Origin of the sequence: Streptomyces sp. Inha503, assembly GCF_047215865.1 — a bacterium.
Classification (GTDB): Bacteria; Actinomycetota; Actinomycetes; order Streptomycetales; family Streptomycetaceae; genus Streptomyces; species Streptomyces lycopersici.
In genome coordinates this window covers 5,459,297-5,483,018 of record NZ_CP178360.1, presented here as the reverse complement: position 1 = coordinate 5,483,018, position 23,722 = coordinate 5,459,297, and the positions used below count along the sequence as shown (strand labels likewise).

At 70.6% G+C, this 23,722-nt stretch carries 18 protein-coding genes; 7 read left to right on the top strand and 11 right to left on the bottom strand.

What is annotated here, in order from left to right; translation table 11 throughout:
* The first annotated feature begins 183 nt into the window (after nt 1–183).
* On the top strand, nt 184–1,404 hold the full coding sequence (locus ACJX2R_RS22475) for a dipeptidase (RefSeq protein ID WP_413101588.1): 1,221 nt from the start codon (nt 184–186) through the stop codon (nt 1,402–1,404).
* Between the two features lie 174 nt (nt 1,405–1,578).
* Nucleotides 1,579–3,006, top strand: a complete 1,428-nt coding sequence (locus ACJX2R_RS22470) for an alkaline phosphatase family protein (RefSeq protein WP_413101587.1) — start codon at nt 1,579–1,581, stop codon at nt 3,004–3,006.
* Between the two features lie 61 nt (nt 3,007–3,067).
* Here ACJX2R_RS22470 and ACJX2R_RS22465 read toward each other — a convergent pair whose 3' ends face one another.
* Both ACJX2R_RS22465 and ACJX2R_RS22460 read right to left on the bottom strand, forming a co-directional pair.
* On the bottom strand, nt 3,068–3,436 hold the full coding sequence (locus ACJX2R_RS22465; RefSeq protein ID WP_413101586.1) for a VOC family protein: 369 nt from the start codon (nt 3,434–3,436) through the stop codon (nt 3,068–3,070).
* A gap of 67 nt (nt 3,437–3,503) precedes the next feature.
* Nucleotides 3,504–4,844: a UDP-glucose dehydrogenase family protein gene (locus tag ACJX2R_RS22460; protein ID WP_413101585.1), complete on the bottom strand. Its 1,341-nt coding sequence runs from the start codon at nt 4,842–4,844 to the stop codon at nt 3,504–3,506.
* Between the two features lie 165 nt (nt 4,845–5,009).
* Here ACJX2R_RS22460 and ACJX2R_RS22455 point away from each other — a divergent pair, with 165 nt between their 5' ends.
* Complete coding sequence (locus tag ACJX2R_RS22455; protein ID WP_413101584.1) at nt 5,010–6,185, top strand: acyl-CoA dehydrogenase; 1,176 nt, start codon at nt 5,010–5,012, stop codon at nt 6,183–6,185.
* A gap of 75 nt (nt 6,186–6,260) precedes the next feature.
* On the opposite strand, the gene ACJX2R_RS22450 is transcribed toward ACJX2R_RS22455, so the two are convergent.
* Nucleotides 6,261–7,580: an LCP family protein gene (locus ACJX2R_RS22450; RefSeq protein WP_413101583.1), complete on the bottom strand. Its 1,320-nt coding sequence runs from the start codon at nt 7,578–7,580 to the stop codon at nt 6,261–6,263.
* Between the two features lie 107 nt (nt 7,581–7,687).
* Between ACJX2R_RS22450 and ACJX2R_RS22445 the strand changes: the two genes are divergently transcribed.
* Nucleotides 7,688–8,260 (top strand): acyl-CoA thioesterase, encoded by a 573-nt coding sequence (locus ACJX2R_RS22445; protein WP_413101582.1) that lies wholly within the window; start codon nt 7,688–7,690, stop codon nt 8,258–8,260.
* A 66-nt stretch (nt 8,261–8,326) separates the two neighbouring features.
* On the opposite strand, the gene ACJX2R_RS22440 is transcribed toward ACJX2R_RS22445, so the two are convergent.
* The gene (locus tag ACJX2R_RS22440; protein ID WP_413101581.1) at nt 8,327–9,784 is read right to left on the bottom strand and encodes an LCP family protein; all 1,458 of its coding nucleotides are present in this window, start codon (nt 9,782–9,784) and stop codon (nt 8,327–8,329) included.
* A 219-nt stretch (nt 9,785–10,003) separates the two neighbouring features.
* Between ACJX2R_RS22440 and ACJX2R_RS22435 the strand changes: the two genes are divergently transcribed.
* A complete protein-coding gene (locus ACJX2R_RS22435; protein WP_413101580.1) occupies nt 10,004–11,020 on the top strand; it encodes a glycosyltransferase family 2 protein in 1,017 nt (338 codons plus the stop codon).
* 100 nt (nt 11,021–11,120) lie between these two features.
* Here the strand turns inward: ACJX2R_RS22435 and ACJX2R_RS22430 are convergent, their stop codons facing one another.
* From ACJX2R_RS22430 to ACJX2R_RS22415, 4 genes are all read right to left on the bottom strand, one after another.
* Nucleotides 11,121–12,581 carry an LCP family protein gene (locus ACJX2R_RS22430; protein WP_413101579.1) on the bottom strand — a complete coding sequence of 487 codons (1,461 nt, stop codon included), beginning with the start codon at nt 12,579–12,581 and terminating at the stop codon, nt 11,121–11,123.
* Nucleotides 12,582–12,812: 231 nt separating this feature from the next.
* Nucleotides 12,813–14,504: an LCP family protein gene (locus ACJX2R_RS22425; protein ID WP_413101578.1), complete on the bottom strand. Its 1,692-nt coding sequence runs from the start codon at nt 14,502–14,504 to the stop codon at nt 12,813–12,815.
* A 227-nt stretch (nt 14,505–14,731) separates the two neighbouring features.
* Nucleotides 14,732–15,850 carry an LCP family protein gene (locus ACJX2R_RS22420; RefSeq protein ID WP_413101577.1) on the bottom strand — a complete coding sequence of 373 codons (1,119 nt, stop codon included), beginning with the start codon at nt 15,848–15,850 and terminating at the stop codon, nt 14,732–14,734.
* Nucleotides 15,851–16,105: 255 nt separating this feature from the next.
* Nucleotides 16,106–16,858, bottom strand: a complete 753-nt coding sequence (locus ACJX2R_RS22415) for a TIGR03089 family protein (RefSeq protein ID WP_413101576.1) — start codon at nt 16,856–16,858, stop codon at nt 16,106–16,108.
* 128 nt (nt 16,859–16,986) lie between these two features.
* On the opposite strand from ACJX2R_RS22415, the gene ACJX2R_RS22410 reads away from it, so the two are divergent.
* Nucleotides 16,987–18,549 carry an N-acetylmuramoyl-L-alanine amidase gene (locus ACJX2R_RS22410; protein ID WP_413101575.1) on the top strand — a complete coding sequence of 521 codons (1,563 nt, stop codon included), beginning with the start codon at nt 16,987–16,989 and terminating at the stop codon, nt 18,547–18,549.
* Nucleotides 18,550–18,621: 72 nt separating this feature from the next.
* Nucleotides 18,622–19,728 (top strand): sugar phosphate nucleotidyltransferase, encoded by a 1,107-nt coding sequence (locus tag ACJX2R_RS22405; protein ID WP_413101574.1) that lies wholly within the window; start codon nt 18,622–18,624, stop codon nt 19,726–19,728.
* A gap of 355 nt (nt 19,729–20,083) precedes the next feature.
* Here ACJX2R_RS22405 and ACJX2R_RS22400 read toward each other — a convergent pair whose 3' ends face one another.
* The 3 genes from ACJX2R_RS22400 to cofD form a co-directional block, all read right to left on the bottom strand.
* Nucleotides 20,084–21,001, bottom strand: a complete 918-nt coding sequence (locus ACJX2R_RS22400; RefSeq protein ID WP_413101573.1) for a DNA-3-methyladenine glycosylase family protein — start codon at nt 20,999–21,001, stop codon at nt 20,084–20,086.
* Nucleotides 21,002–21,330: 329 nt separating this feature from the next.
* Nucleotides 21,331–22,731 carry a coenzyme F420-0:L-glutamate ligase gene (locus ACJX2R_RS22395; RefSeq protein WP_413101572.1) on the bottom strand — a complete coding sequence of 467 codons (1,401 nt, stop codon included), beginning with the start codon at nt 22,729–22,731 and terminating at the stop codon, nt 21,331–21,333.
* Complete coding sequence (cofD, locus tag ACJX2R_RS22390; protein ID WP_413101571.1) at nt 22,728–23,690, bottom strand: 2-phospho-L-lactate transferase; 963 nt, start codon at nt 23,688–23,690, stop codon at nt 22,728–22,730. The genes ACJX2R_RS22395 and cofD overlap by 4 nt, the downstream gene beginning before the upstream one ends.
* Nucleotides 23,691–23,722: the final 32 nt, after the last annotated feature.

Here is a 23,722-nt window from a genome sequence, read left to right as displayed (position 1 = left end):
GGCGATTGAGGAGCGGGGTCCGGGGTGGAGCCCCCGCCACGCGGCGGAGCCGCATATCGGATGCAGCGGGAAGGGGCGGGGTGGGGGCATAGCCCGCCGCAGGGCCCCCACCCCACATGCACCCCCACCCCACACGCGCCCCCAACACGTGACTTCCGCCGCACCCCACGCGAGACTACGAGGATGACCGATCACCTCGCGCAAGCCCACGACCTGCTGGCCACCCACCCCATCGTGGACGGCCACAACGACTTCCCCTGGGCCCTGCGCGAGCAGGTCCGCTACGACCTCGACCAGCGCGACATGGCCACCGACCTCACCGCCTACACCCACACGGACCTGCCCCGCCTCCGGGCAGGCGGCGTAGGCGCCCAGTTCTGGTCGGTGTTCGTGCGCTCCGACTTCCAGGGCGACACGGCGGTCAGCGCCACCCTCGAACAGATCGACGTCGTCCGCCGGTTCACCGACCGGTACGCGGCCGACCTGCGCCCGGCCTTCACCGCCGACGACATGGAGGCGGCCCGGACCGAGGGCCGGATCGCCTCCCTCATGGGCGCCGAGGGCGGCCACAGCATCAACTGCTCCCTGGCCACCCTGCGCACCCTCTACGACCTCGGCGTGCGCTATATGACGCTCACCCACAACGACAACGTCCCCTGGGCCGACTCGGCGACCGACGAGCCGAAGGCGCACGGCCTCACCCGCTTCGGCGAGGAGGTGGTGCGCGAGATGAACCGCCTGGGCATGCTCGTCGACCTCTCCCATGTCTCGGCCGACACCATGCGGGACGCGCTCCGGGTGACCGAGGCGCCCGTGGTCTTCTCGCACTCCTCCGCACGCGCCGTCTGCGACCATCCGCGCAACATCCCCGACGACGTTCTGGAGTCGCTGCCCGCCAACGGGGGCGTGGCGATGGCCACCTTCGTGCCCAAGTTCGTACTGCCCGAGGCGGTCGCCTGGACCCGGGAGGCGGACGAGAACATGCGCGCCCACGGGCTGCATCCGCTGGAGATGACGCCCGCCGCGATGAAGGTGCAGCGCGCCTTCGAGGAGGCCAACCCGCGCCCCATGGCCACCGTGTCGACCGTCGCCGACCACCTCGACCACATGCGCGAGGTGGCGGGCATCGACCACATCGGCATCGGCGGCGACTTCGACGGCACCGCCTTCACCCCGGAGGGCCTGGGCGATGTCGCGGGCTATCCGAACCTGGTGGCCGAGCTCCTCGACCGCCACTGGTCACCGGCCGATCTGTCCAAGCTGACCTGGCAGAACGCGGTCCGTACGCTGCGCGGCGCGGAGGACGCGGCACGCGCGGCGCAAGCCACGCGCGGCCCGTCCATCGCGACGATCGACCAACTGGACGCCGCCGAGCCGGATACCGAGCCGGACGCCGCCGGGTAACCGAACGACACCCACACCACCTGACACACACCAACAGCCCCTTTAGCGGCCCTTGGTGCCTTTGCGATGCCTTGATGCATCGTTCACGTAATGCTCCTCTTCCTCGTTGCCTTGCGGGCGAGACAGTCGAAGCGGTCTGACGATCTCTCACGCGCTGAACGAGAAAGAGGCGTTATGCCCGACTTCACCCGCCGTAGACTCCTCGGTGCCGCCGCCGGCACGTTCGGTGCGGGCGCGGCCGCGTCGCTGCTGCCGCCGAGCGTGCAGCAGGCGATAGCCGCCGGCCCGGCCAAGGGCGGCTCCCTCCACGACGTCGAGCACGTCGTCCTGCTGATGCAGGAGAACCGCTCGTTCGACCACTACTTCGGCACCCTCAAGGGGGTCCGCGGCTTCGCCGACCCGGACGCCCTGACCCTCTCCACCGGCAAGTCCGTCTTCTACCAGCCGGACGAGGAGAACCCGGACGGCTATCTGCTCCCGTTCCACCTGGACACCCACTCCACCAGCGCCCAGGCGATCCCCTCCACCAGCCACGCCTGGTCGGTGCAGCACGAGGCGTGGAACAACGGCGCCATGGACAAGTGGCTGCCCGCGCACCGTAAGGCCGACGGCAAGAACGGCCCGTACGTCATGGGCTACCACACCCGTGCGGACATCCCGTTCCAGTTCGCGCTCGCCGAGGCGTTCACCATCTGCGACAACTACTTCTGCTCGGTCTTCGGCCCCACCTGGCCCAACCGGCTGTACTGGATGACGGGCACCATCGACCCGGCCGGCGTCAGGGGCGGCCCGGTCCTGGAGAACAAGGCGCCCGAGCCGTACCGCTGGACGACGTACGCCGAGCGGCTCCAGAACGCCGGGATCAGCTGGAAGGTGTACCAGGAGGAGGACGACTACGGCTGCAACCTCCTGGAGCAGTTCCAGCAGTTCCAGGACGCGGCGCCCGGCGATCCGCTGTACGACCGCGGCATGACCGTCAGCCCCGCCGGGACCTTCGAGGAGGACGCCCGCAACGACCGGCTGCCGACCGTCTCCTGGATCATCCCCACCAGCACCCAGTCCGAGCACCCGGACTATCTGCCCGCCGCCGGTGCCGACTACGTCGCCTCCAAGATCGAGGCGATCGCGTCCAACCCCGAGGTGTGGCGCAAGACCGTCTTCATCCTCAACTACGACGAGAACGACGGGCTGTTCGACCACGTCCCGCCGCCCACCCCCAAGCCCGGGACCGTGGACGAGTTCGTGGGCGGTCTGCCCATCGGCGGCGGCTTCCGGGTGCCCTGTCTGATCGTCTCGCCGTGGACGGTGGGCGGCTGGGCCGCGGGCGAGGCGTTCGACCACACCTCGGTGCTCCGCTTCCTGGAGCGGCTGACCGGCGTCGAGGAGCCCAACATCAGCCGGTGGCGCCGCCGCGCCTTCGGCGACCTCACCTCGGCCTTCGGCTTCTCGCACGCCGCGCCGAAGCCGCCGAGGCTGCCGGATGACACGGCCGAGCAGCTGGAGCAGGCCAAGAAGGACGTCGAGAACCTGCCCAAGCCGACCCTCCCGGGCGCCGACCAGACCCCGCCGAAGCAGGAGGAGGGCCGCCGCCCCCGCCGTTGAACACCCCTCTCCGTCCCCGCGGGAGGCCCTCCCGCGGGGACGGACGGCTTTCAGGGGTGGCTCAGGGGTGGATCAGGCAGAAGGGGTGCCCCGCCGGGTCGGCGAAGACGCGGAAGTCCCGCTTCCCGCCTTGGTCGTCGAGGTCCAGCGCCCGGGCACCCAGCGCCAGCACCCGCTCCTGCGCCGCTGCCATGTCGGTTACCCGCAGATCGAGGTGCAGCTGCTGCGACTCCTTCGCCGACGGCCAGCTCGGCGCGACGAAGCCGGGCGCCTCCTGGAAGGCCAGCCGCGCCCCGTCGGGCAGGTGGAGATCGACCCAGGGCTTCCCCTCGTTCTTGATCTCACCGCCCAGCACCTGCTGGTAGAAGCGGGCGAGCGCGGTGGGGTCGGGGCAGTCGATCGCGACAAGTTCCAGCTTGGCGGTGGCCATGGCTCCTCCTCGGGTCCCGTCCCGGGTTGACCGAACGGGCCCCGTCAAACGGGAAGCCTCGTTGGTCTTACGCCATCGGGCGCCCGAGCGCCCGGTAGGTCCACCCGGCGTCCCGCCAGACGTCGGGGTCCAGCGCGTTGCGCCCGTCGAGGATGCGGCGCTCGGCGACGACCGCGCCGAGGCTCGCCGGGTCCAGCTCGCGGAACTCGCGCCACTCGGTGAGGTGCAGCACCGCATGGGCGCCCTCCGCCGCCGCGGCCGCGGTCGGGGCGTAGGCGAGGGTCGGGAACAGGGCTCGGGCATTGTCCATGCCCTTGGGGTCGAAGACCGTCACCTGGGCGCCCTGGAGCTGTATCTGCCCGGCCACGTTGAGCGCGGGGGAGTCGCGGACGTCGTCGGAGTCCGGTTTGAAGGTCGCGCCCAGCACCGCGATCCGCTTGCCCAGGAAGGCGCCGCCGACGGCCTCGCGGGCCAGCTCGACCATATGGCCGCGGCGCCGCATGTTGATCGAGTCGACCTCGCGGAGGAAGGTCAGCGCCTGGTCGGCGCCGAGCTCACCGGCGCGCGCCATGAAGGCCCGGATGTCCTTCGGCAGACAGCCGCCGCCGAAGCCGATCCCGGCCCGCAGGAACTTCCTTCCGATGCGTTCGTCGTAGCCGATGGCCTCGGCGAGCTTGACCACATCGCCGCCCGCGGCCTCGCAGACCTCGGCCATCGCGTTGATGAAGGAGATCTTGGTCGCCAGGAAGGAGTTGGCCGCGACCTTCACCAGCTCGGCGGTCGGGAAGTCGGTCACCACGAAGGGCGAGCCCTCGCCGATGGGCGTCTGGTAGACCTCGCGCAGCAGCTTCTCGGCCCGGTCGCCCGCGACGCCGACCACGATCCGGTCCGGGTGCAGGGTGTCCTGGACGGCGAACCCCTCGCGCAGGAACTCCGGGTTCCAGGCGAGCTCCGCGTCCGCCCCCACCGGGGCCAGCTCGGCCAGCCGGGCCGCGAGCAGATCGGCGCTGCCGACCGGCACCGTGGACTTGCCCACGACCAGCGCGGGGCGGCGCAGATGCGGGGCCAGCGACTCCACCGCGGAGTTCACATAGCTCATGTCACAGGCGTACTCGCCGTGCTTCTGCGGGGTGTTCACACAGATGAAGTGGATGTCGCCGAACTCCCCGGCCTCCTCGTAGGAGGTGGTGAAGCGCAGCCGCCCGCTGGACCCCTCGATCCCCACGGTGTGGCGCCGCAGCAGCTCCTCGAGCCCGGGTTCGTACATCGGCACCCGGCCCTGGGTGAGCATCGCGATCTTCTCGGGCACGACGTCGAGGCCCAGCACCTCGAAGCCCAGTTCCGCCATGGCCGCTGCGTGGGTGGCGCCGAGGTAGCCGGTGCCGATCACGGTGATCTTGAGGGCCATGCAGTGCTCCAGAACGGTCGATCGCAGATGCGGTGCCTGAGCATAGTCGGGACCGGGGGACGGGCTCAGCCGACTCTGTCAGGTAGCTCACGTATACCTACCGAGGCGTCGCCCCTAGAATTCGGTTACTTAACGGTAGTTAGCTCTTTATGGGGAGTGAGAGGCTTGGCGTCCTCGGTGAACGACTTCGACCTGTACCGGCCGTCCGAAGAGCACGACATGCTCCGGGACGCCGTCCGCTCTCTCGCCGAGGCGAAGATAGCCCCTTATGCCGCCGAGGTCGACGAGGAGGCCCGCTTCCCCCAGGAGGCGCTGGACGCCCTGGTCGCGAACGATCTCCACGCGGTGCACGTCCCCGAGTCCTACGGCGGTTCGGGCGCGGACGCGCTGGCCACCGTGATCGTCATCGAGGAGGTCTCCCGGGTCTGCGCCTCCTCCTCCCTGATCCCCGCGGTCAACAAGCTGGGCTCGCTGCCGGTCATCCTCTCCGGCTCCGAGGAGCTGAAGAAGAAGTACCTGGCCCCGCTCGCCAAGGGCGACGCGATGTTCTCGTACTGTCTCTCCGAGCCCGACGCGGGCTCGGACGCCGCCGGGATGAAGACCAAGGCGGTCCGCGACGGCGACTTCTACGTGCTCAACGGCGTCAAGCGCTGGATCACCAACGCCGGGGTCTCCGAGTACTACACGGTGATGGCCGTCACCGACCCCGAGAAGCGCTCCAAGGGCATCTCGGCCTTCGTCGTCGAGAAGTCCGACCCGGGCGTCTCCTTCGGCGCCCCGGAGAAGAAGCTCGGCATCAAGGGCTCCCCGACCCGCGAGGTCTACCTCGACAACGTCCGCATCCCCGCCGACCGGATGATCGGCGCCGAGGGCACCGGCTTCGCCACCGCCATGAAGACCCTCGACCACACCCGGATCACCATCGCCGCCCAGGCCCTCGGCATCGCCCAGGGCGCGCTCGACTACGCCAAGGGGTACGTCCAGGAGCGCAAGCAGTTCGGTAAGCCGATCGGCGACTTCCAGGGCGTCCAGTTCATGCTCGCCGACATGGCGATGAAGCTGGAGGCCGCCCGGCAGCTCACCTACGCGGCGGCTGCCCGGTCCGAGCGGGTGGCCCTCGGCGGCGGCAAGGAGGACCTGACGTTCTTCGGCGCCGCGGCCAAGTGCTACGCCTCCGACGCCGCGATGGAGATCACCACGGACGCCGTCCAGCTGCTCGGCGGCTACGGCTACACCCGTGACTACCCGCTCGAGCGGATGATGCGTGACGCCAAGATCACGCAGATCTACGAGGGCACCAACCAGGTTCAGCGCATCGTGATGGCAAGGAACCTTCCGTAGTCTTCGACAGACCGAAGACAGAAGACCGCTGCCGGGCCCGATGGGCCCGGCAGCGGTCTTCCGCGGTGGTCCGGATCAGTTGCTGGAGACGGTGACCTTGTCGTCGTTCTTCAGCTCGCTCATCAGCTGCTTGACCTTGGTCATGTCCCACTGCACCGCGCTGCCCTTGGAGGTGGCCAGGCCGGGGTTGGAGATCGGCATGTTCATCTGCTTGCCGTCGCCGCCGGAGACGCTCTTCATCGCGAAGAACATGTCCTTCACGTCCCACAGGCTCATGTCCTTGTCGACGACCAGGTTGTCCAGGCCGGCGCCCATCGTCGGGTAGAGCTTGAACGGGTTCATGATCGTGCTCGGCGAGGCCGCCTTGTTGGCCAGCGCGGACAGGAACTTCTGCTGGTTCTTGGTGCGGTCCAGGTCGCCGCCCGCGAGGCCGTAGCGCTGCCGGACGAAGGCGAGCGCCTGCTGGCCGTTCAGCGTCTGCTTGCCCTTCTTCAGGTCATTGCCGGACTTCTTGTCCTTCATGTCCTGCGGGACGTCTATATCGACGCCGCCGACGCCGTCCACGATATTGGCGAAGCCGTCGAAGCCGATCTCCGCATAGTGGTCGATCTTCAGGCCGGTGTTGTGCTCGATCGTGCGGACGAGCAGCCAGGGGCCCTCGGAGGAGTACGACGCGTTCAGCTTGTTCTGGCTCTGCGGGATCCGATTACCGCTCTCCGAGCCGGTGAAGGCCGGGATGGTGACCCAGGAGTCACGCGGGAGGCTGATCATGGTGTTGCCGTTCTCACCGACATGGAGAAGGATCATGGAGTCGGTGCGGCGGCCCTCGGCCGAGCCGGTGTGCAGCTTCTTCTTGTCCTCGTCGGACATGCCCTCACGGCTGTCCGAACCGACGATCAGGTAGTTGGTGCCCTTGCCGCCGCCCGGCCGGTCCTCGACCTTGCTCAGGTCCACCTCGTTGCGGAGCTTGGAGTCGGCCCAGATGTAGGTGCCGATGCCGACGGCGAGCAGCAGGACGATCAGGGTGACCAGGCCGATGGTTATCCGGCGCTTCCAGTTCTTTGGCCTCACCGGGCGCGGGCCGGGGCCACCGGGGCCACCGGGGCCGTGGTCGCCGCCGCCCGGTCCGCCGTTGCCGCGGCCGTAGACCTGACCGGTGTTGTAACCGTCGTCGTAGTCGTCATAGCCCTGGGACGCCTGCTGCCGCGGAACGGTGCCGCGGGGCGAGAGGTCGGGCGGCAGCGGTGGCTCGTCGTACGGCGGTGGACCGCCCGCACCGGGCGCGCCGCGCCTCACCTGTGGCATGGCGCGAGCCCCTTCCGGCTCGGCGCTGCCGCTACCACGTCCGTACCGGCCGCTACCGTCGCCGGACCATCCCTGGGGCCATTCGCTCATGCAAGGCAGTGTGCCTGGTCGGGCGGGTCGCATTACAGGGCGGGTGCCGGATCGCGGCATGGCTGTTGCAGACCTGATAAGAATCTGGTCCGCATAAGGTGGACGACATGACCAAACAGGCCCAGGGTGCGGAACCGGAGCTTCCGGGAAAGCCCACCTCCGCCTCTCGTACCACGCTGTCACACATCATGACCGGCAGTGACACCAATCTCCTCGGCACCGTCCACGGCGGCGTGATCATGAAGCTGGTGGACGACGCCGCCGGAGCGGTCGCCGGCCGTCACTCGGAGGGGCCCGCGGTCACCGCGTCGATGGACGAGATGGCCTTCCTCGAACCGGTCAGAGTCGGCGACCTCGTCCATGTGAAGGCCCAGGTCAACTGGACCGGACGGTCCTCCATGGAGATCGGGGTGCGGGTGCTCGCCGAGCGGTGGAACGAGTCCACGCCCGCCACTCAGGTCGGCAGCGCCTATCTGGTCTTCGCCGCCGTCGACGCCGACGGCAAGCCCCGGCCCGTGCCCCCGGTCATCCCGGAGAGCGAGCGGGACAAGCGGCGCTACCAGGAGGCCGAGATCCGCCGGACCCACCGGCTGGCCCGCCGCCGTGCGATCAAGGAACTCCGCGCCCAGCGCACCGCCGGGCGCGCCGCCGACGCCCCCGAGGGCGCCGACCGGGCGTGACCCCCGGGGGCCGGACCGACCGGGCGTGACTCCGGGGTCGGCGCCGACCGGCCGTGACCCTCGGAGTCAGAGGGAGCGGGTGGCGCCGCCCTCGGGGCAGACGACCTCGTCGCCGGTGACGGCCCCGAACCCGGCGGGGTCGGTCTTCGGCGCCTCGAGCCGCACCGGCCGTACGCCCTTGTAGTCCGCGCCGATCGTGATCTGCATCACCGCGCCCTGCCCGACCACCGGCTTCAGCCGGGCCCCGGGCAGCGCGGCCGTCAGCGAGCGCACCGAGCGGTCCCAGACGGGGTCGTACGCGATCACCGTGTGCCGGACGTCGGGGGTCGCGGCGTCGGCGGGGGAGCCGGTGGTGGCGAAGCCGGTGGCGTGCAGCGCGCGGTCCGCGCGGCGGGCGAGCCCCGTCGTATTGGTGCCGTTGAGCACATGCACCCGGATCCGGGCCGGGTCCACGTCGACCGGGGTGGCCCGGACACGCTTCGGGTGGTGGGCGACGAGCGGCCGGTCCTCGCGGAGGGTGGTGAACAGCCGCTCGGCCTTGGCCCGGTTCCAGCGGAGGGTGGAGCCGGCCCCCTTCACCGGCACACCGGGCAGCACCACCGGGACCGAGGCGAACTCCGAGGACTCGGGGGTGACCCCGCCCATGGCCCGCCCCAGGGCGACCATGTCCTCCGCGCTGAAGCCGTGATCGGCGCGGACCGAGCCCAGCAGCGCCCCGGCCACCCGGTTGAACCGCACCGGATTGAGCAGGATGCCCCCGGCGGTGGTCTGGTGGACCACGGCCGCCAGGAAGCGCTGCTGCCGCTGGATCCGGCCCAGGTCGGACGTGCCGTCCACATGCCGGGAGCGGACGTACTGGAGCGCCTGGCCGCCGTTCAGCACATGGGTGCCGGCGGGCAGGTCAAGGCCGGTGTGGTCGTCCTTGAGCGGTCGCGCGGTGCAGATCTTCACCCCGCCGAGCACATCGACCGTCTTCATGAAGCTGGTGAAGTCCACTTCGAGGTAGTGGTCGACATGGACGCCGGTCAGATGCTCCACGGTGCGCACGGTCAGGCTCGGCCCGCCCTCGGCGTACGCGGCGTTGAGCTTCCGCGGATGGCTCGGATGGCGTTTGCCGGTGGCGTCGGTGTACGCGGGGATCCTGGCGTACGAGTCGCGGGGCAGGCTGACCGCGCTGACCCGGCGGTGGTCGCCCGACAGATGCATCAGCATGATCGTGTCCGTGCAGCGGCAGGGGGCTCCGCCCAGCCGGTACAGCGCCTTCTCCCGAGGCGTGATCTTCTCCCGTCCGTCCGTGCCGACCACGAGGAAGTTGACGCCTCCGCCGGTGTTCTTCGGCCGGTTGTCCAGGCCGCCGAAGGCGTCCACCCGGTGGATCCCGGAATCGAGCTCCCTGACCAGCAGATGCCCGATGCCGCTGACCGCCAGCACCAGACAGGCGCCGCCCGTGGCCAGCCGCAGCCCCCAGCGGGGGCGGCGGGAGCGGGGGCGCGACGGGCGCGGCGATCGGGCCGGTGCACTCACTTGAGGGGACCTCCGTGACTTCGGCGGGCCGGGCGGAACCGCCTCACCGTAGGCCCATACGACGATCGCCTTGGCGGCCCCACGCCGCCCGTACGGGGGGCTGCCACCCGGGCGGCGCGTTCCGGCGTCCCCCATTCGCGGTAACGTGGCCCGGAAACCGCAGTCCTATGGGGCCCCGCCCGCAGTCTCCTGGGCCCGGCCCCCGAACCCCGAGGTGCCATGCCCCCGCATCAGCTCCCGGCCGTCTCCGTGATCATGCCGGTGCTCAATGAGGAACGCCATCTGCGCAATGCCGTACGGCACATCCTGGAGCAGGAGTACGACGGTGAGATGGAGGTGGTGATCGCGCTCGGCCCGTCCGCGGACCGCACCGACGAGATCGCCGCCGAACTGGTGGCGGAGGACCCCCGGGTGCACACGGTCCCCAATCCCACGGGCCGCACCCCCGCCGCCCTGAACGCGGCGATCAAGGCGTCCCGCCATCCGGTGGTGGTCCGGGTCGACGGCCACGGCATGCTCTCGCCGGACTACATCGCGACCGCCGTACGGCTCCTGGAGGAGACCGGCGCGCAGAACGTCGGCGGGCTCATGCACGCCGAGGGCGAGAACGACTGGGAGAAGGCCGTCGCCGCCGCCATGACCTCCAAGATCGGGGTGGGCAACGCGGCCTTCCACACCGGCGGTGAGGCGGCCCCCGCCGAGACCGTCTATCTGGGCGTCTTCCGGCGCGAGGCGCTCGAGCAGCAGGGCGGGTACAACGAGGAGTTCATCCGCGCCCAGGACTGGGAGCTGAACTTCCGGATCCGCGAGGCCGGCGGGCTGATCTGGTTCTCGCCAGAGCTGAAGGTCTCCTACCGGCCGCGGCCGAGCGTGCGCGCCCTGGCCAAGCAGTACAAGGACTACGGCCGCTGGCGCCATGTCGTGGCCCGCTTCCACCAGGGCTCGATCAATCTGCGCTATCTCGCGCCGCCGACCGCCGTCGTCGCCATCGCGGCGGGCATCGTGGTGGGCGCGGCCGTCACCCCGTGGGGCTTCGTGGTCCCCGGCGGCTATCTGGCCGCGATCGTCGCGGGCTCGCTCCCGGCGGGCAAGGGGCTTCCGGTGACGGCCCGGCTGCGGATCCCGGTGGCGCTCGCGACCATGCACATGTCGTGGGGCTGGGGCTTTCTGACCAGCCCGCGGGCGCTCGCCAAGAAGGTCATCGCCAGCCGCCGCCCGGCGGTCATGGCCCAGTAGCCCGCGCCCGTACGCCGCCTGCGCCACGTACACCGAAGGGGCCGGACCCGCATCGGGTCCGGCCCCTCCGCATGCCGTGACGAGGGCGCCTTCGGGGGCCTCAGAAGGTGTAGCCCGGGTTGACCTTCATACAGCCCTTCTCCTCGCCGTTGAGCGCGTCCGCGCTCTTGGGCGTCTTGTCGCCGTCGTCCGCCGCCGCCTTCGGATAGGCGGTGCCCTCGCGCCAGTCGTTGCCGACCACCAGGGTGATCTCCTGCACCGACTTCGACGACTTCACCGCGGACTTCGGCAGCTTCAGCGCCTTGGCCACGGCCAGGGCGTCGCCCTGCCGGGGTTCGTCCGGGTAGAGGACGGTGGTGTCGGCCTGCGAGATGAGCACCGTGTTCGCGGTGGCCTTGGCGTAGCCCAGCCGCGCCAGCTCGGAGGTGATGACCGCGGCCCGGCCGGAGACCGGTCCCAGGACGGTGCTCGCGGTGCCGTTCTGCACCACCACCGGGATCTGCTCCTTGGGCGCGGTGGGCTCCGGGGTCGCGTCGGGCTTCTTCTTGTCCTTGCCGTCCAGGCTTATGTCGTTGCGCAGCAGCGAGAAGGTCTGCTCGGCGTCGCCCGGCTTGGGCAGTACGTACCCCCCGCCGCCGCCGTACTCCCAGGGCATGGTGATCATGGTGGTGCGCTTGGTCGGCACCCGCTTGAGGTCATTGCCCAGGTCGTACAGCTTCTTGACGGTGCCGAGGCCGTGGTCGACGGTCAGCGCGTCGGTGGCGGCCTCCGCGAGGTCCATCAGCTTGCCCGGGTCGCTGAGCTTGGTGCCCGACTTCAGCTGGCGGATCATCGACGTCATATACATGTGCTGGGCCTTGGCCCGGCCGATGTCGCTGTTGTCCTCGAAGCCGTAGCGGGTGCGCAGCCACTGGAGGGCCTGGACGCCCTTGACGTTGTGGGTGCCCTTGGTCAGCTTCAGACCGGAGCCATGGCCCTTGCTGTCATGGGAGTAGACGTTGTTGTCCACGCACACCGGGACACCGCCGATGGCGTCCGCCATGGAGACCACCCCGGAGAAGTCGATCATCATGAAGTGATCGATGTAGACGCCGGTGAGCTCCTTCCAGGTGGCGACCGTGCAGCCCGGGCCGCCGTGCTGGAGCGACTGGTTGATGGCCCCCTCGGTCTTCGGATACACCGTGCCGTCATGCGGATCGGTGCACCGGGGGATGGTCACCCGGGTGTCGCGCGGGATGCTGACCACCGACATGTTGCTGCGGTCGGCCGAGACGTGCACCAGCATCTGCACATCGCCCAGCGGCTTGCGGTCCGCGTCCTGCTTGGCACCGCCCAGCTTGACGTTCTCGGCGGTGTTCCGGCTGTCGGAGCCGATGAGCAGGATGTTGAGGGGGGTCTGTCCTTCGGCGTTGGGCTCGGGCTTGCCGATCTTGCTGTCGCCGAGGTCCAGATCCTCCTTCTTCAGATTGCCGTTCAGATGTTCGTAGTAGAAGTATCCGGCGCCGGCCGCGCCGAGCACCAGCACGGCCAGCGTCAGGGCGGTCCAGCGCAGGATCCGCACCCCGCGGCTCCGCTTCGGCCGCCCCTGACCGCCCCGCCGGCGCCCCGCGCCGTGTGACGCGGGGCCCTCCCCTTTCGGCGGGCTGTCGTCCTCGCCGTGCTCACGTGGTTCGGGAACGGTGGCCCGCCGCCCTCTCTCCCCCCGCACACTGCTCTGCCGCATCGGGCCCTCCCCGCAGTCTCTCGGTCGTCCGGCCCGATGGACGAGGGTGGATCCGCTGGCCGGCGACGGTCACTTGGCGCAGACGTCCTTGTCGTCGGCCTCGACCCTCTGAATGTCCTTCGGCGCCTTCGACGGGGCGGAGATCGGTGTGCCGGCGCCCTTGAAGTCCGCGCCCAGCGTCAGGGTCATCTCCGCCATCGGCTCGGCGTCCTTGGTGCCTTCCTTCATGGCGGAGGCGGGCAGCCCCATGCTGTCGGCCAGCCGACGCGCCTGGTCGGCCTGGTTGGGAGCGTACTCCAGCGTTGTCTTCTTCAGTTCTGACGGAGCGTTTCCGCCGTTGCTGGTGCGGGACATCCCCTCGGTGTTCTGCATCCAGTCGACGGTCTCCTGGGCGGCGCCGAACTGTCCGCTGCCGTTGAGCACCTTGACCCGGACGTCGGCGGGATCGGCCTTAGGCCCCTTGAGCCGCGCCGCCTGCTCGTTCTTGGCCGCCTTCTCCTTCTTCTTGACCTCGGTCAGCGAGACGTCCTGCCGGACCATGGAGAACAGCGGCTCGGCCTTGGTCTTGTCGAGCAGCACGGTCGCACCGTCGGTGTTGTCGACGACCGGAACCGTCGCGAAGGTGACGTTCTTGAGATCGACCTTGCTCAGGTTCTTCCCCAGCTCGGCCAGCTTGGAGACGGTGCCGATCCCGGTGTCCACGGTGAGCGCCTTGGTGGCGGTCTGGGCCAGGTCCCACATCTTGCCCGGGCTGGAGAGCGTCCCGCTGGACTTCATCTTGCGCATCAGCGAGCTCAGGAACTGCTGCTGGAGCTTGATCCGGTCCAGATCGCCGCCGAAGCCGACGGCGTGCCGGGTCCGGACGAACGCCAGGGCCTGCTCGCCCTTGACCGTGTGGCGCCCCTTCTTCAGGTTCAGGTGCGACTTGGGGTCGTTGATGTCCTTGCCGAGGCAGATGTCCACCCCGCCGACCGCCGTGGACATGCTCTTGACCGCGTTGAAGTCGGCCATCATGAAGTGGTCGACCTCCAGCCCGGTGATCTTCTCCACCGTCTGCCAGGTGCAGCCGGGGTCGCGGCCCTCCTGCCCCAGGCTGGTGTTGAACCGCACCTCGTCCTCGCCCGGGATCTTCTTCCTCCGGCCGTCTTCCTTCACGGTGCAGTCCGGGATGTCGGTGATCATGTCGCGCGGGAAGCTCAGCACCGTCGCGTTCGACCGGTCCTCGGAGACGTGGAACAGCAGGGTAGTGTCGGCGTGGCCGACGCTCCCCGCGTCGCCGTAGCCCTCGTTCCCCTTGCCGTCCCGGCGGTCGGTGCCGATCAGCAGGATGTTCATCGGGCCGTCGGAGACCGCGGCGTTGTTCTCGCCGACGTCCACCTTGCTGATGTTGTTGTTCAGGTGCTGATAGACGAAGTACGCCGCGGCCGAGCCGCCCACCAGCAGGAAGGCCAGGGTGCCGCTGCCCCAGTAGAGCGCCTTCTTCGTCTTCGACTTCTTCGGCTTCGGCTTGCGACGGCTGACCGGGCCCGTCGGCTGCTCCTTCTCCGCCTCCCGTTTGGCCGCGCGGCGGCGCCCTCTGGGCTCGGAGCCGGTGGTGCCGTCATCGCTCGATGATCTGGAGACCCGTCGCAGCTCCGTGGTGTCGTCCGCCGATGTCTCGGCGGGATTCAGCCGCAGCTCGTAGTTGCCCGTATTCGGGTCGAACACCCACTGATCGGCTGGGTCGAAGTCACCCGCCCCGCCAGGGCCTTGCGCGTCCACGGTCGCCTGTGTCCTCCGTCGGTGCCACGCGGCGCCTCCCCCTCAAGGCGCTCCATCTGTCTTCATGCAGTGCGCGGCCACCTCGTAGAGCGCACCGGATCGCTCACACTATCCGTCCGGATCAGCGTCAAGCGACGCCGGTGACAAATTCCACTTCCCTACAACTGGGCAATCTGCCCAATCCTTATCCGATCCTTCACGAATCATGGGCCGCCCTTATGGTCCTTTTACTCGCAGATGCCGCGCGCGGCGGTCGTCCCCTGGTACCCGGTGAGGTCGGCGGCCTTCGGTCCGCCGCCCGTCGAGGCCGTGACCGCGTGGGACACCGGCACCGGCCGATCCAGCCGCAACTGCCGGAACAGCCGGTCGGCATCGGGTTGGACGAGCTCATCGCGGTTTTTGTTGTACGTGTAGGGCTGCCGCGGAATCGTGAGGAAGCGGATCTTGTCCCGGGGGATGTCCCGCACCCCGCGCACCAGAGCGTACAGATCTTTGAGCGAATCCAGGCCCGGATCCGTGGTCAGCGAGGAGGTCGCGGCGTTGAGCACCGGATACAGCTTCGCGGGATTGAGCAGCACACCATTGCTCTGCACTTTCTTCACAAGCGAGCTCATGAACTCCTGTTGCCGCCCGATGCGCTCCGTGTCGCTGCCGTCGCCGATGCTGTACCGGGCGCGCACATAGCCCAGGGCCTGTTCGCCGTGGAGGACCTGACGGCCCGCGGGCAGCTTCAGATGCGCTTCGGCGTCGTCCACGGGCTCCTTGAGGCACATCTCCACCCCGCCGACCGCGTTCACCAGCCGCTTGAAGCCGCTGAAGTCCACGATCATGTGGTGGTCGACGCGGATCCCGGTCAGCTTCTCGACGGTACGGATCGAACAGGCCGCGCCACCGGATTCGAACGCCCAGTTGAACTGGGCGAACCGGGCCTGGGTGCGCTTTCCGTCCGGCCCCTCACAGGCCGGGATGTCCACCATCAGGTCGCGCGGGATGGAGACGGCGGTGGCGCTCTTCCCGCCGGCCTGGAGATGCAGCAGGATCGTGGTGTCCGAGCGCTGGGTGCCGGTGTCCTTGCCGTACTTGCCGTTGCCCTTGCCGCCCCGGTTGTCGGAGCCGATCAGCAGGATGTTCTGCGCGTCCCGCACCACCGACACCGGCCGCTCGGCCTCGTACTTCTTCAGCTCGTTCGCGGTCCGGGTATCGGTGCGGATATTGCCGTTGAGGCGCTCGTAGAACCACCACCCCACCCCGGCTGCCGACAGCACCAGCAAGGCCACGCCCAGCGCGAGGACGCGCGGCCAGCGGCGCCTGCGTCTCGGCGCAGGCTCAGAGCTGTCGGTCGTCACGTCCGCGTCCTCCCACCCGTCTTCCGCCCGGGGGGCGGAGCGGCATCGCATGCCGGGATACCGATTAACGGAACAGACATGCGAAGCCCGTACATGGTTGTACGTATCCGTAGATCATCGCGCGGGGTGGTCGGCGCGGCCCGTGGACTCGGCTCTCGGTCCGCCGGACGGGTCAGGGGGGGCGGCCGGGTTTTTGGGGCAGGCGGGGGCGTGGGTGTTGGGTGTTGGGCGTGAGTGTTGGGTGTGGGCGTGGCCTCAGGGCGTGGTGGCGGTGACGCGCTCGCTTTCCTTGCGTTCGGCCAGCCCCTTCTCGTCCAGCCGGTCCAGATGGCGGCAGAGCACCACCGAACCGCCACTGGCCAGCGGCGCGTACAGCCCGTACGACAGCCCCTCCCAGGTGTCGTACGACAGCCCCGACAGGATCCGCGAACCGGGCCCGAGCCCCCGCCCGGCGGCGTCGGCGGCCGCCCGCTCCACCACCTCGGCGCTCGTCAGCTCCACGCCGCCGACGGCCAGCGCGGGTGTATACGGGTCCACGGGGGAGTACGGGGCGAAGCGGTCGCCCTGGCTGGGCACCTCCACGGCGTAGTCCGCGAACCCCTCCGGCAGCTGGGGGAAGCGGCCGCCCAGCGGCTGGAGCGACAGCGCCACCCGCTCCCCGGAGCACTCCCGTGCCTCCTTGAGGCTGTCCGGGCCGCTGACGACGAGGTCGGCGGAGGCCGGGTCGCCCCCGATGTCCACGAGGACCCCGACCGAGGAACAGGCCACCAGCCACACGGCGGTCTGCCAGTGGGCGGGGAGCAGTAGCGCGCATCTGTCGCCGGGCGCCGCGGCGAGATCGTCCTGGAGGAGATTGGCGGTCTTCGCCACCCAATTGGCGAAGGTGGCCACGGAGAGTTCGACGCGTTCGCCCGTGGCGTCGTCGTAGAAGGTCACGAGCGGGCGGGAGGGATCCGCGTCGAGCGCGGATCCCAGCAGGTCGGCGGGGGTGCGATCGGTGGCGTTCACCCGCGCAAGCCTACGCGCCGAAATTGCGGCGCGGATGGGGTCGGTGGGGTCCGGGTCACCGGACCGTCCGCGACGTGTGCGCTCTTCCGAATGGACAGGTATGTCCCCTTATGTAGACGATTTCAATCATGCGTGCATACCTGGCATCCTCGATCGGCGTCGCGTGCACCGCCGCCCTCGCCCTTCCCCTCGCCCTGCACCCCGACCCCGCCCACGCGCGGGCCGAGCGGACCGGCTCCACTGTCGCCACCGGCTCCACGCGGTCGCTGCCACTGCGCCCGCTGGGGTCGCTGGACTCGCTCGTGGGCGGCGGGGCGGACCGGGGTATGGCCGCCGGGCGTGGTGACGTGGCGGTCGAGCGGGGCGTCACGGCGTCGCGCGTGCGGCCGTTCTCGCTCGTCGGCGTCGTCTGGGACCGGCCCGCCACGGAGCTCCGCGGCCGGGCGCAGGTGCGTACCCGCGCGGTCGGCGGCGCGTGGTCGCCTTGGCGCGAGCTGCTGCCGTACGGGGACGAGGCCCCCGACCCGGACTCGCCCGAACTCCGCGGCGCACGGGCCCACGGCGGCACCGCGCCGCTGTGGGTCGGCGCCTCGGACGCCGTCCAGGCGCGGGTTCGCCCGGGACGGGCGGTGACGGCGGACGCGAGGGCGGGAGCGGGTGCGGGGTCGGCGACGGCGGACGCGGGGGCGGGGGACGCGGGGTCGGCGACGGCGGATGCGGGGGCGGCGGGCCTGCCGTCCGGGCTGCGGCTGGAGCTGATCGACCCGGGTGAGCCCACGGCGCCGCCGGAGCCGGACCGGGCCGCGCCCCGCGCGCTTCCGGGGCATCCGGCGCCGACGGCGGGGGGTGGGGCGTCGGCGGGCGCGAGGCCCGTTGCGCGGCCGGGTGCGCGGCCGGGTGCGCGGCCGACGGTGGTGGGTTCGCCGGGACGACCGTCCTTGCCCCCCACGTCGTCCGCGAAGCCGACTCCCAGACCCTCCGTATCCGTAACCACTACCCCGCCGCCCAGCGCGCTCGACGCAGACGCAGACGCAGACGCAGACGCAGACGCCGGCACCGAGGCGGCCAATGCGGGCGCCGCCCGCTACCGTGCGCCGCGGCCCGGCATCGTCACGCGCGCGGGCTGGGGTGCCGACGAGAAGATCCGCGAAACGGGCCATGTCTACAGCAAGACCGTGAAGGTCGCCTTCATCCACCACACCGTGACGGGCAACAACTACAGCTGCTCACAGGTGCCCTCCGTTTTGCGAAGTATCTACCGCTACCACGTGAAGAGCCTGGGATGGCGTGACTACGGCTACAACTTCACCATCGACAAGTGCGGAAAAATCTACGAAGGCCGCTCCGGCGGTGTGACCAAAGCCGTACGCGGGGCGCACACGCTGGGCTTCAACACCAACAGCATGGGCGTCGCTGTGCTCGGCACCTTCACCTCCAAGAAGCCCTCGGCCAAGGCCGTGAAGGCCGTCGCCAAGCTCACCGCGTGGAAACTGGGTCTCTTCAAGCGGAATCCGCGCGGTACGACGCATCTGGTGTCGGGTGGCGGCAACAAGTACAAAAAGGGCGCCAACGTAAAGCTGCATGTGATCGCAGGTCACCGCGACGGCTTTGCGACCGAGTGCCCCGGCAAGCGTCTCTACGACAAGCTCGGTTCGGTGCGTAAGACGGCCGCCCGCCTCCAGGGGCGCTGATCAGGCGCGGTCCGGGGTTCTGCATACACTGGCCGCCGACCGGCGAGCCCCAGCAGGAAGCAGAGACGTTACGTGACCAATGCGCCAGCAACGCCATCGCCAGAGGCGATCCTCCTGGTCGGCGGCAAGGGAACCCGGTTGCGCCCGATGACGGTGCACACCCCCAAGCCGATGGTCCCGGCGGCCGGCGTTCCGTTTCTGACCCACCAACTGGCCCGCGCCCGCGCCGCCGGGGTCGAGCACATCGTGCTCGCCACGTCCTATCTGGCGGAGGTCTTCGAGCCGTACTTCGGTGACGGCTCCGCGCTCGGCCTGCACCTGGAGTACGTGACGGAGGAGGAACCGCTCGGCACCGGCGGCGCCATCCGCAACGTTGCCTCCCGGCTGCGCTCGGGCCCCGACGACCCGGTGCTGATCTTCAACGGCGACATCCTCACCGGCCTCGACATCCGCGCCCTCGTCGACAACCACCGCACGACGGGCGCCGATGTCTCCCTGCACCTCACCCGGGTCCCGGACCCGCGCGCGTACGGGCTGGTGCCCACGGACGAACGGGGCAGGGTCACCGCCTTCCTGGAGAAGCCGCAGACCCCCGAGGAGATCGTCACCGACCAGATCAACGCGGGCGCGTACGTCTTCAACCGCTCGGTCATCGACACGATCCCCGCCGACCGCCCCGTCTCCGTGGAACGCGAGACCTTCCCCGGTCTGCTCGCGGAGGGCGCCCACCTCCAGGGCATGGTGGACTCCACCTACTGGCTCGACCTGGGCACCCCCCAGGCGTTCGTCCGCGGCTCCGCGGACCTGGTGCTGGGCCGGGCCCCTTCCCCGGCCGTGCCGGGCCGCTGCGGCGACCGCCTCGTCCTGGACAGCGCCTCGGTCGCGGTCGACGCCAAACTGACCGGCGGCACGGTCATCGGCCGCCAGGCCCGGGTGGGCGCGGGCGCGCGCATCGACGGCAGCACGGTGCTGGAGGGCGCCATCGTGGAGGAGGGCGCCCAGGTCCACGACTCCCTCGTCGGCGCCGGCGCCCGAATCGGCGCCCGCACGGTCCTCCAGGGAGCGGTGGTCGGCGACGGCGCCCTCGTCGGGCCCGACAACGAACTACGAGACGGCGTCCGGGTGTGGTGCGGAGCCGACATCCCGGCTGGCGCGGTCCGCTTCTCATCCGACCAGTAACGCCCTGACGGCCCAGCCAAACCCAACGGCCCCGGCCCCACCCCAGCCACCCACGGCGAGAACGCAGCTTGAGAAGCGGGGCCCGGGCCAGAGCCCCGCCTTCCAGCCCCCTCCGGCATTCCAGCCCCTCCGGCATTCCAGCCCCTCCGGCGTTTGAGGAGCGGGGTCCGGGGCGGAGCCCCGGCGGGGGCCGAGGGGGCGGAGCCCCTTCGTTTCGGGAAGGGGCGGGGTGGGGGCTCACCGCCGAAGGCGCCCACAACCCGCACCCGGCAACGGCACCGCACCCGGCAACGGCACCGCACCCGGCAACGGCACCGCACCCGGCAACGGCACCCGCGCCCAAGAGCCCAAGGCCCTACATCCCCCGAAAGTCCCGCACCGCCAAGCGAGGCGCCCGCCGAGGCGGCGTCCGCCCGGACAGCAAAATCAGCCGCGCCGCCCGATACCGCTGCCCCGCATAAGGCGCCAAAAGCTCAAGCATCGCCTCATCATCCGCCCCCCGCACCCCCGCCAGCGCATACCCGACGATCCCCGGCAAATGCAGATCGCCAACCGTGACCGCATCCGGCATCCCATTACTGCGCTGCAACGTCTCCGCCGCCGTCCAAGGCCCAATACCCGGAATCAACCGCAGCCGGGCCGAGGCAGCGGCAAGGTCCATGGACGCGGCCTCCTCCAGCCGCCGAGCAACCCGCACCGCCCGCAGAATCGTCGAGGAGCGCTTGACGTCCACACCCGCCCGATGCCACTCCCACGACGGGATCAGCGCCCAGCCCCGTGGATCGGGCATGACCCGCATCCGCATCCGCGTCGCCTCCGCCGGGCCGGGCGCGGGCTCGCCATGGCGCTGGAGCAGCAGCCGCCAGGCCCGGTACGCCTCCACACCGGTGACCTTCTGCTCGAGGATCGAGGGGATCAGGGATTCCAGGACCAGCCCGGTCCGGATGAGCCGGAGGCCGGGGTGACGCCGATGCGTCTCGTGGACGAGCCGATGGCGGGGCACGAACACCGACGGGTCGTCGTCCGCCCCGAGCAGGGCGGGCAGCCCGTCCAGCAGCCACTCCGCCCCCGGCCCCCAAGCCCTTCCCTCGATCTCCGCGCCCTTGCGCGCGATCCGTAGGGTCCCGGGCCCGGCCGGAGTCCGGCTCGCCCGCCAGAAGGCACCGTCCGCGCCGACCTGAAACGCGGGATCCCCGGGTCCTCGCTGCAACACACCGAGGTTACGCGCGAGGTCACAGGGGCCCGGAGGACTCCAGACACGTCTCACACACACGCGGCCACCCTACGACCCACCGCCGCCCCACCGGTCCGGCACCCACCACACCACCGACCGCGCACCCCGCCCTACGCCACCCAGCCACCCCGGCCACCCCAGCCACCCCGAGCCACCTCAGCCAACCCCAAGCGCACCCCAGCAACCACCCCCGCACCCGCGCTCCCACTCCGCACAACGCGCGCCCCCAGCCCCCCGCGCACGCGACCCCACCGCGCAACCGGCCCGCACAACCCCGACCCCAGAGCACCCGACCCCAGAGCACCCAACCTCAGACACCCCAACCCCAAAGCCCCAACCGCACGCACCTACCACCCACCGCCCACCACCTACCGCACCACCAAGAACCCCTCAACCCCCCGCTCCGGCCGCGCCGCCGGCGGCACCGCCGCCTGGCCGACCGCGACCGTGCCCATCGGGTCCCAGCCGTCCGGCAGGCCCAGGACCTCGCGCACCACCGGGCGGCAGAACATCGTGGACGACACCCACGCCGAGCCCAGCCCCTCACCCGCCAGGGCGACCAGCAGGTTCTGCACCCCGGCCCCGGCCGCGACCACGAACATCTCGCGCTCCGCCGTGTTACGCCGAGCGTCGGGATACGTATGGGCGCCGTCGGCGACCAGGCACGGGACCACCAGGTACGGAGCCTTGCGCAGCAGATCCCCGCGCCGCACCCGCTTGGCGATGCTCTCCTCCGAGAAGCCGTCCCCGCGCAGATCGGCGATCCAGGCGTCCCGCATCGCGTCCAGCAGCCGCGTCCGCGACTCCTCCGACTCCAGCAGGACGAACCGCCACGGCGTCGTATGGTGCGGCGCCGGCGCGGTGACGGCCGCGGCGACCGCGCGCCGCACCGCCGCGCCGTCCACCGGCTCATCGGTGAACTCCCGCACCGTACGGCGCAGCGTCACCGCCTCCCGTACGGCCTCGGAGGTGCCCAGCCGGAACATGTCGTCCGCGGCGCTGCGCACCAACGCCCGCGCGCCCCCGTCCTCATCAACCCCTCGATCAACCCCGCGATCGACCTCCCGATCAGCCCCCTGCCGATCAGCCCCCTCGGCCCCGTCCGGCCGCCCCTCGAACTCCACCACCTGCGGAAGCCCCCGCAATACGGCCACCGGCAGCCCCTCGGCCTTGCCCTTGACCAGGTCACCCGCGGCGGCCAGCTCGTCAGCGGTGGCGACGATGGTCGCGCTCAGCGCGTTCCCGTACGCGTCGACTCCGCCGCGCAGGTCGTCCAGGACCCGCACCCCGGCCGCGCCGATGGCGACATCGGTGACCCCGGTCCGCCACGGCCGCCCGAAGGTGTCGGTGACGATGACGCCGACCTCCACGCCGAGCACCTCCCGCAGCCCGGCCCGGATCGCCCGCGCCGAGGCGTCGGGGTCCTCGGGGAGCAACAGGACGGTCCCGGAAGGGGTGTTGGAGGCATCGACCCCGGCGGCGGCCATGACCAGACCGTGGCGGGTCTCGACGATCCGCGTACGGCCGCGCCGCGCCACGACCCGTACCGTCTCGGCGTCTATGGCCGCCTCGCGGTCGGCCGCCTCGACGACGCGCCCCTCCGCCTTGCTGACGATCTTGGAGGTGATCAGCAGCACATCGCCGTGCGCGAGCCCCGGCAGACCGCCCGAGGTCGCGGCGTCGGCGATCAGCTTGGCGAGGTCGTCACCGGGCCGCACCTCGGGCATCCCGGGCAGGGCCCACACCTGGTACGACGCGAGTTCCGTCATGCCCGCACCTCTTCCGCCAGCGCCAGCGCCTCGGCCGCCATCGCCGCCGTGGCCTTCAGGTCCGCCATCATCAGCGGGATCGCCCGGCAGCGGATCCCGGCGGCCTCGACCTCCTCGACCGCGCCCGCGTCGACGGTGTCGACGAGCCAGCCGTCCAGCAGCCCGGAGCCGTAGTGCTTGGCGACCGCGGCGGCGGTGGACTCCACGCCGACGGCGGCGAGCACCTTGTCGGCCATGCCGCGCACGGGCGCGTCGCCCACGATGGGGGACAGGCCCACGACCGGGACCCCGGCGTCGGCGATGGCCTCGCGCACACCGGGCACGGCGAGGATCGTGCCGACGCTGACCACCGGGTTGGACGGCGGGAAGAGGACGACATCGGCGTCGGCGATGGCCTCCAGAACGCCGGGCGCCGGTTTCGCCTGGTCGGCGCCGACGGGCACGACGGCATGGGCGGGCACCGAGGCACGCAGCCGCACCCAGTACTCCTGGAAGTGGATGGCCTTACGGCCTTCACCATCAGGGTCGTCGATCAGGACATGGGTCTCGACGCGGTCGTCCGTCATGGGCAGCAGCCGCACCCCCGGCTGCCACCGGGCGCACAGCGCCTCGGTGACGGCGCTCAGCGGATAGCCCGCGCCCATCATCTGCGTACGGACTATGTGCGTGGCGAAGTCGCGGTCGCCGAGACCGAACCACTCGGGCCCCACCCCGTACGCCGCCAGCTCCTCCTTGACGGTGAAGGTCTCGTCGGCCCGTCCCCAGCCCTGCTCCTCGTGGATGCCACCGCCGAGGGTGTACATCACGGTGTCGAGGTCGGGGCAGACCTTGAGGCCGAAGAGGTGGATGTCGTCGCCGGTGTTCCCGATGACGGTGATGTCGGCGTCCGGAGCCGCCGACATCAGACCGCGAAGGAAACGGGCGCCGCCGATACCGCCTGCCAGAACCACAATGCGCATGAAGCACAGTGTTGCAGCAGCCCCGGACATCG

Bases quoted from the DNA above. Each gene is read 5' to 3' on its own strand.
- ACJX2R_RS22445 (WP_413101582.1), top strand. From the start codon at position 7,688: ATGACCAAACAGGCCCAGGGTGCGGAACCGGAGCTTCCGGGAAAGCCC.
- ACJX2R_RS22470 (WP_413101587.1), top strand. From the start codon at position 1,579: ATGCCCGACTTCACCCGCCGTAGACTCCTCGGTGCCGCCGCCGGCACG.
- ACJX2R_RS22435 (WP_413101580.1), top strand. From the start codon at position 10,004: ATGCCCCCGCATCAGCTCCCGGCCGTCTCCGTGATCATGCCGGTGCTC.
- ACJX2R_RS22395 (WP_413101572.1), bottom strand. From the start codon at position 22,731: ATGACGGAACTCGCGTCGTACCAGGTGTGGGCCCTGCCCGGGATGCCC.
- ACJX2R_RS22450 (WP_413101583.1), bottom strand. From the start codon at position 7,580: ATGAGCGAATGGCCCCAGGGATGGTCCGGCGACGGTAGCGGCCGGTAC.
- cofD (WP_413101571.1), bottom strand. From the start codon at position 23,690: ATGCGCATTGTGGTTCTGGCAGGCGGTATCGGCGGCGCCCGTTTCCTT.
- ACJX2R_RS22475 (WP_413101588.1), top strand. From the start codon at position 184: ATGACCGATCACCTCGCGCAAGCCCACGACCTGCTGGCCACCCACCCC.
- ACJX2R_RS22460 (WP_413101585.1), bottom strand. From the start codon at position 4,844: ATGGCCCTCAAGATCACCGTGATCGGCACCGGCTACCTCGGCGCCACC.
- ACJX2R_RS22465 (WP_413101586.1), bottom strand. From the start codon at position 3,436: ATGGCCACCGCCAAGCTGGAACTTGTCGCGATCGACTGCCCCGACCCC.
- ACJX2R_RS22410 (WP_413101575.1), top strand. From the start codon at position 16,987: ATGCGTGCATACCTGGCATCCTCGATCGGCGTCGCGTGCACCGCCGCC.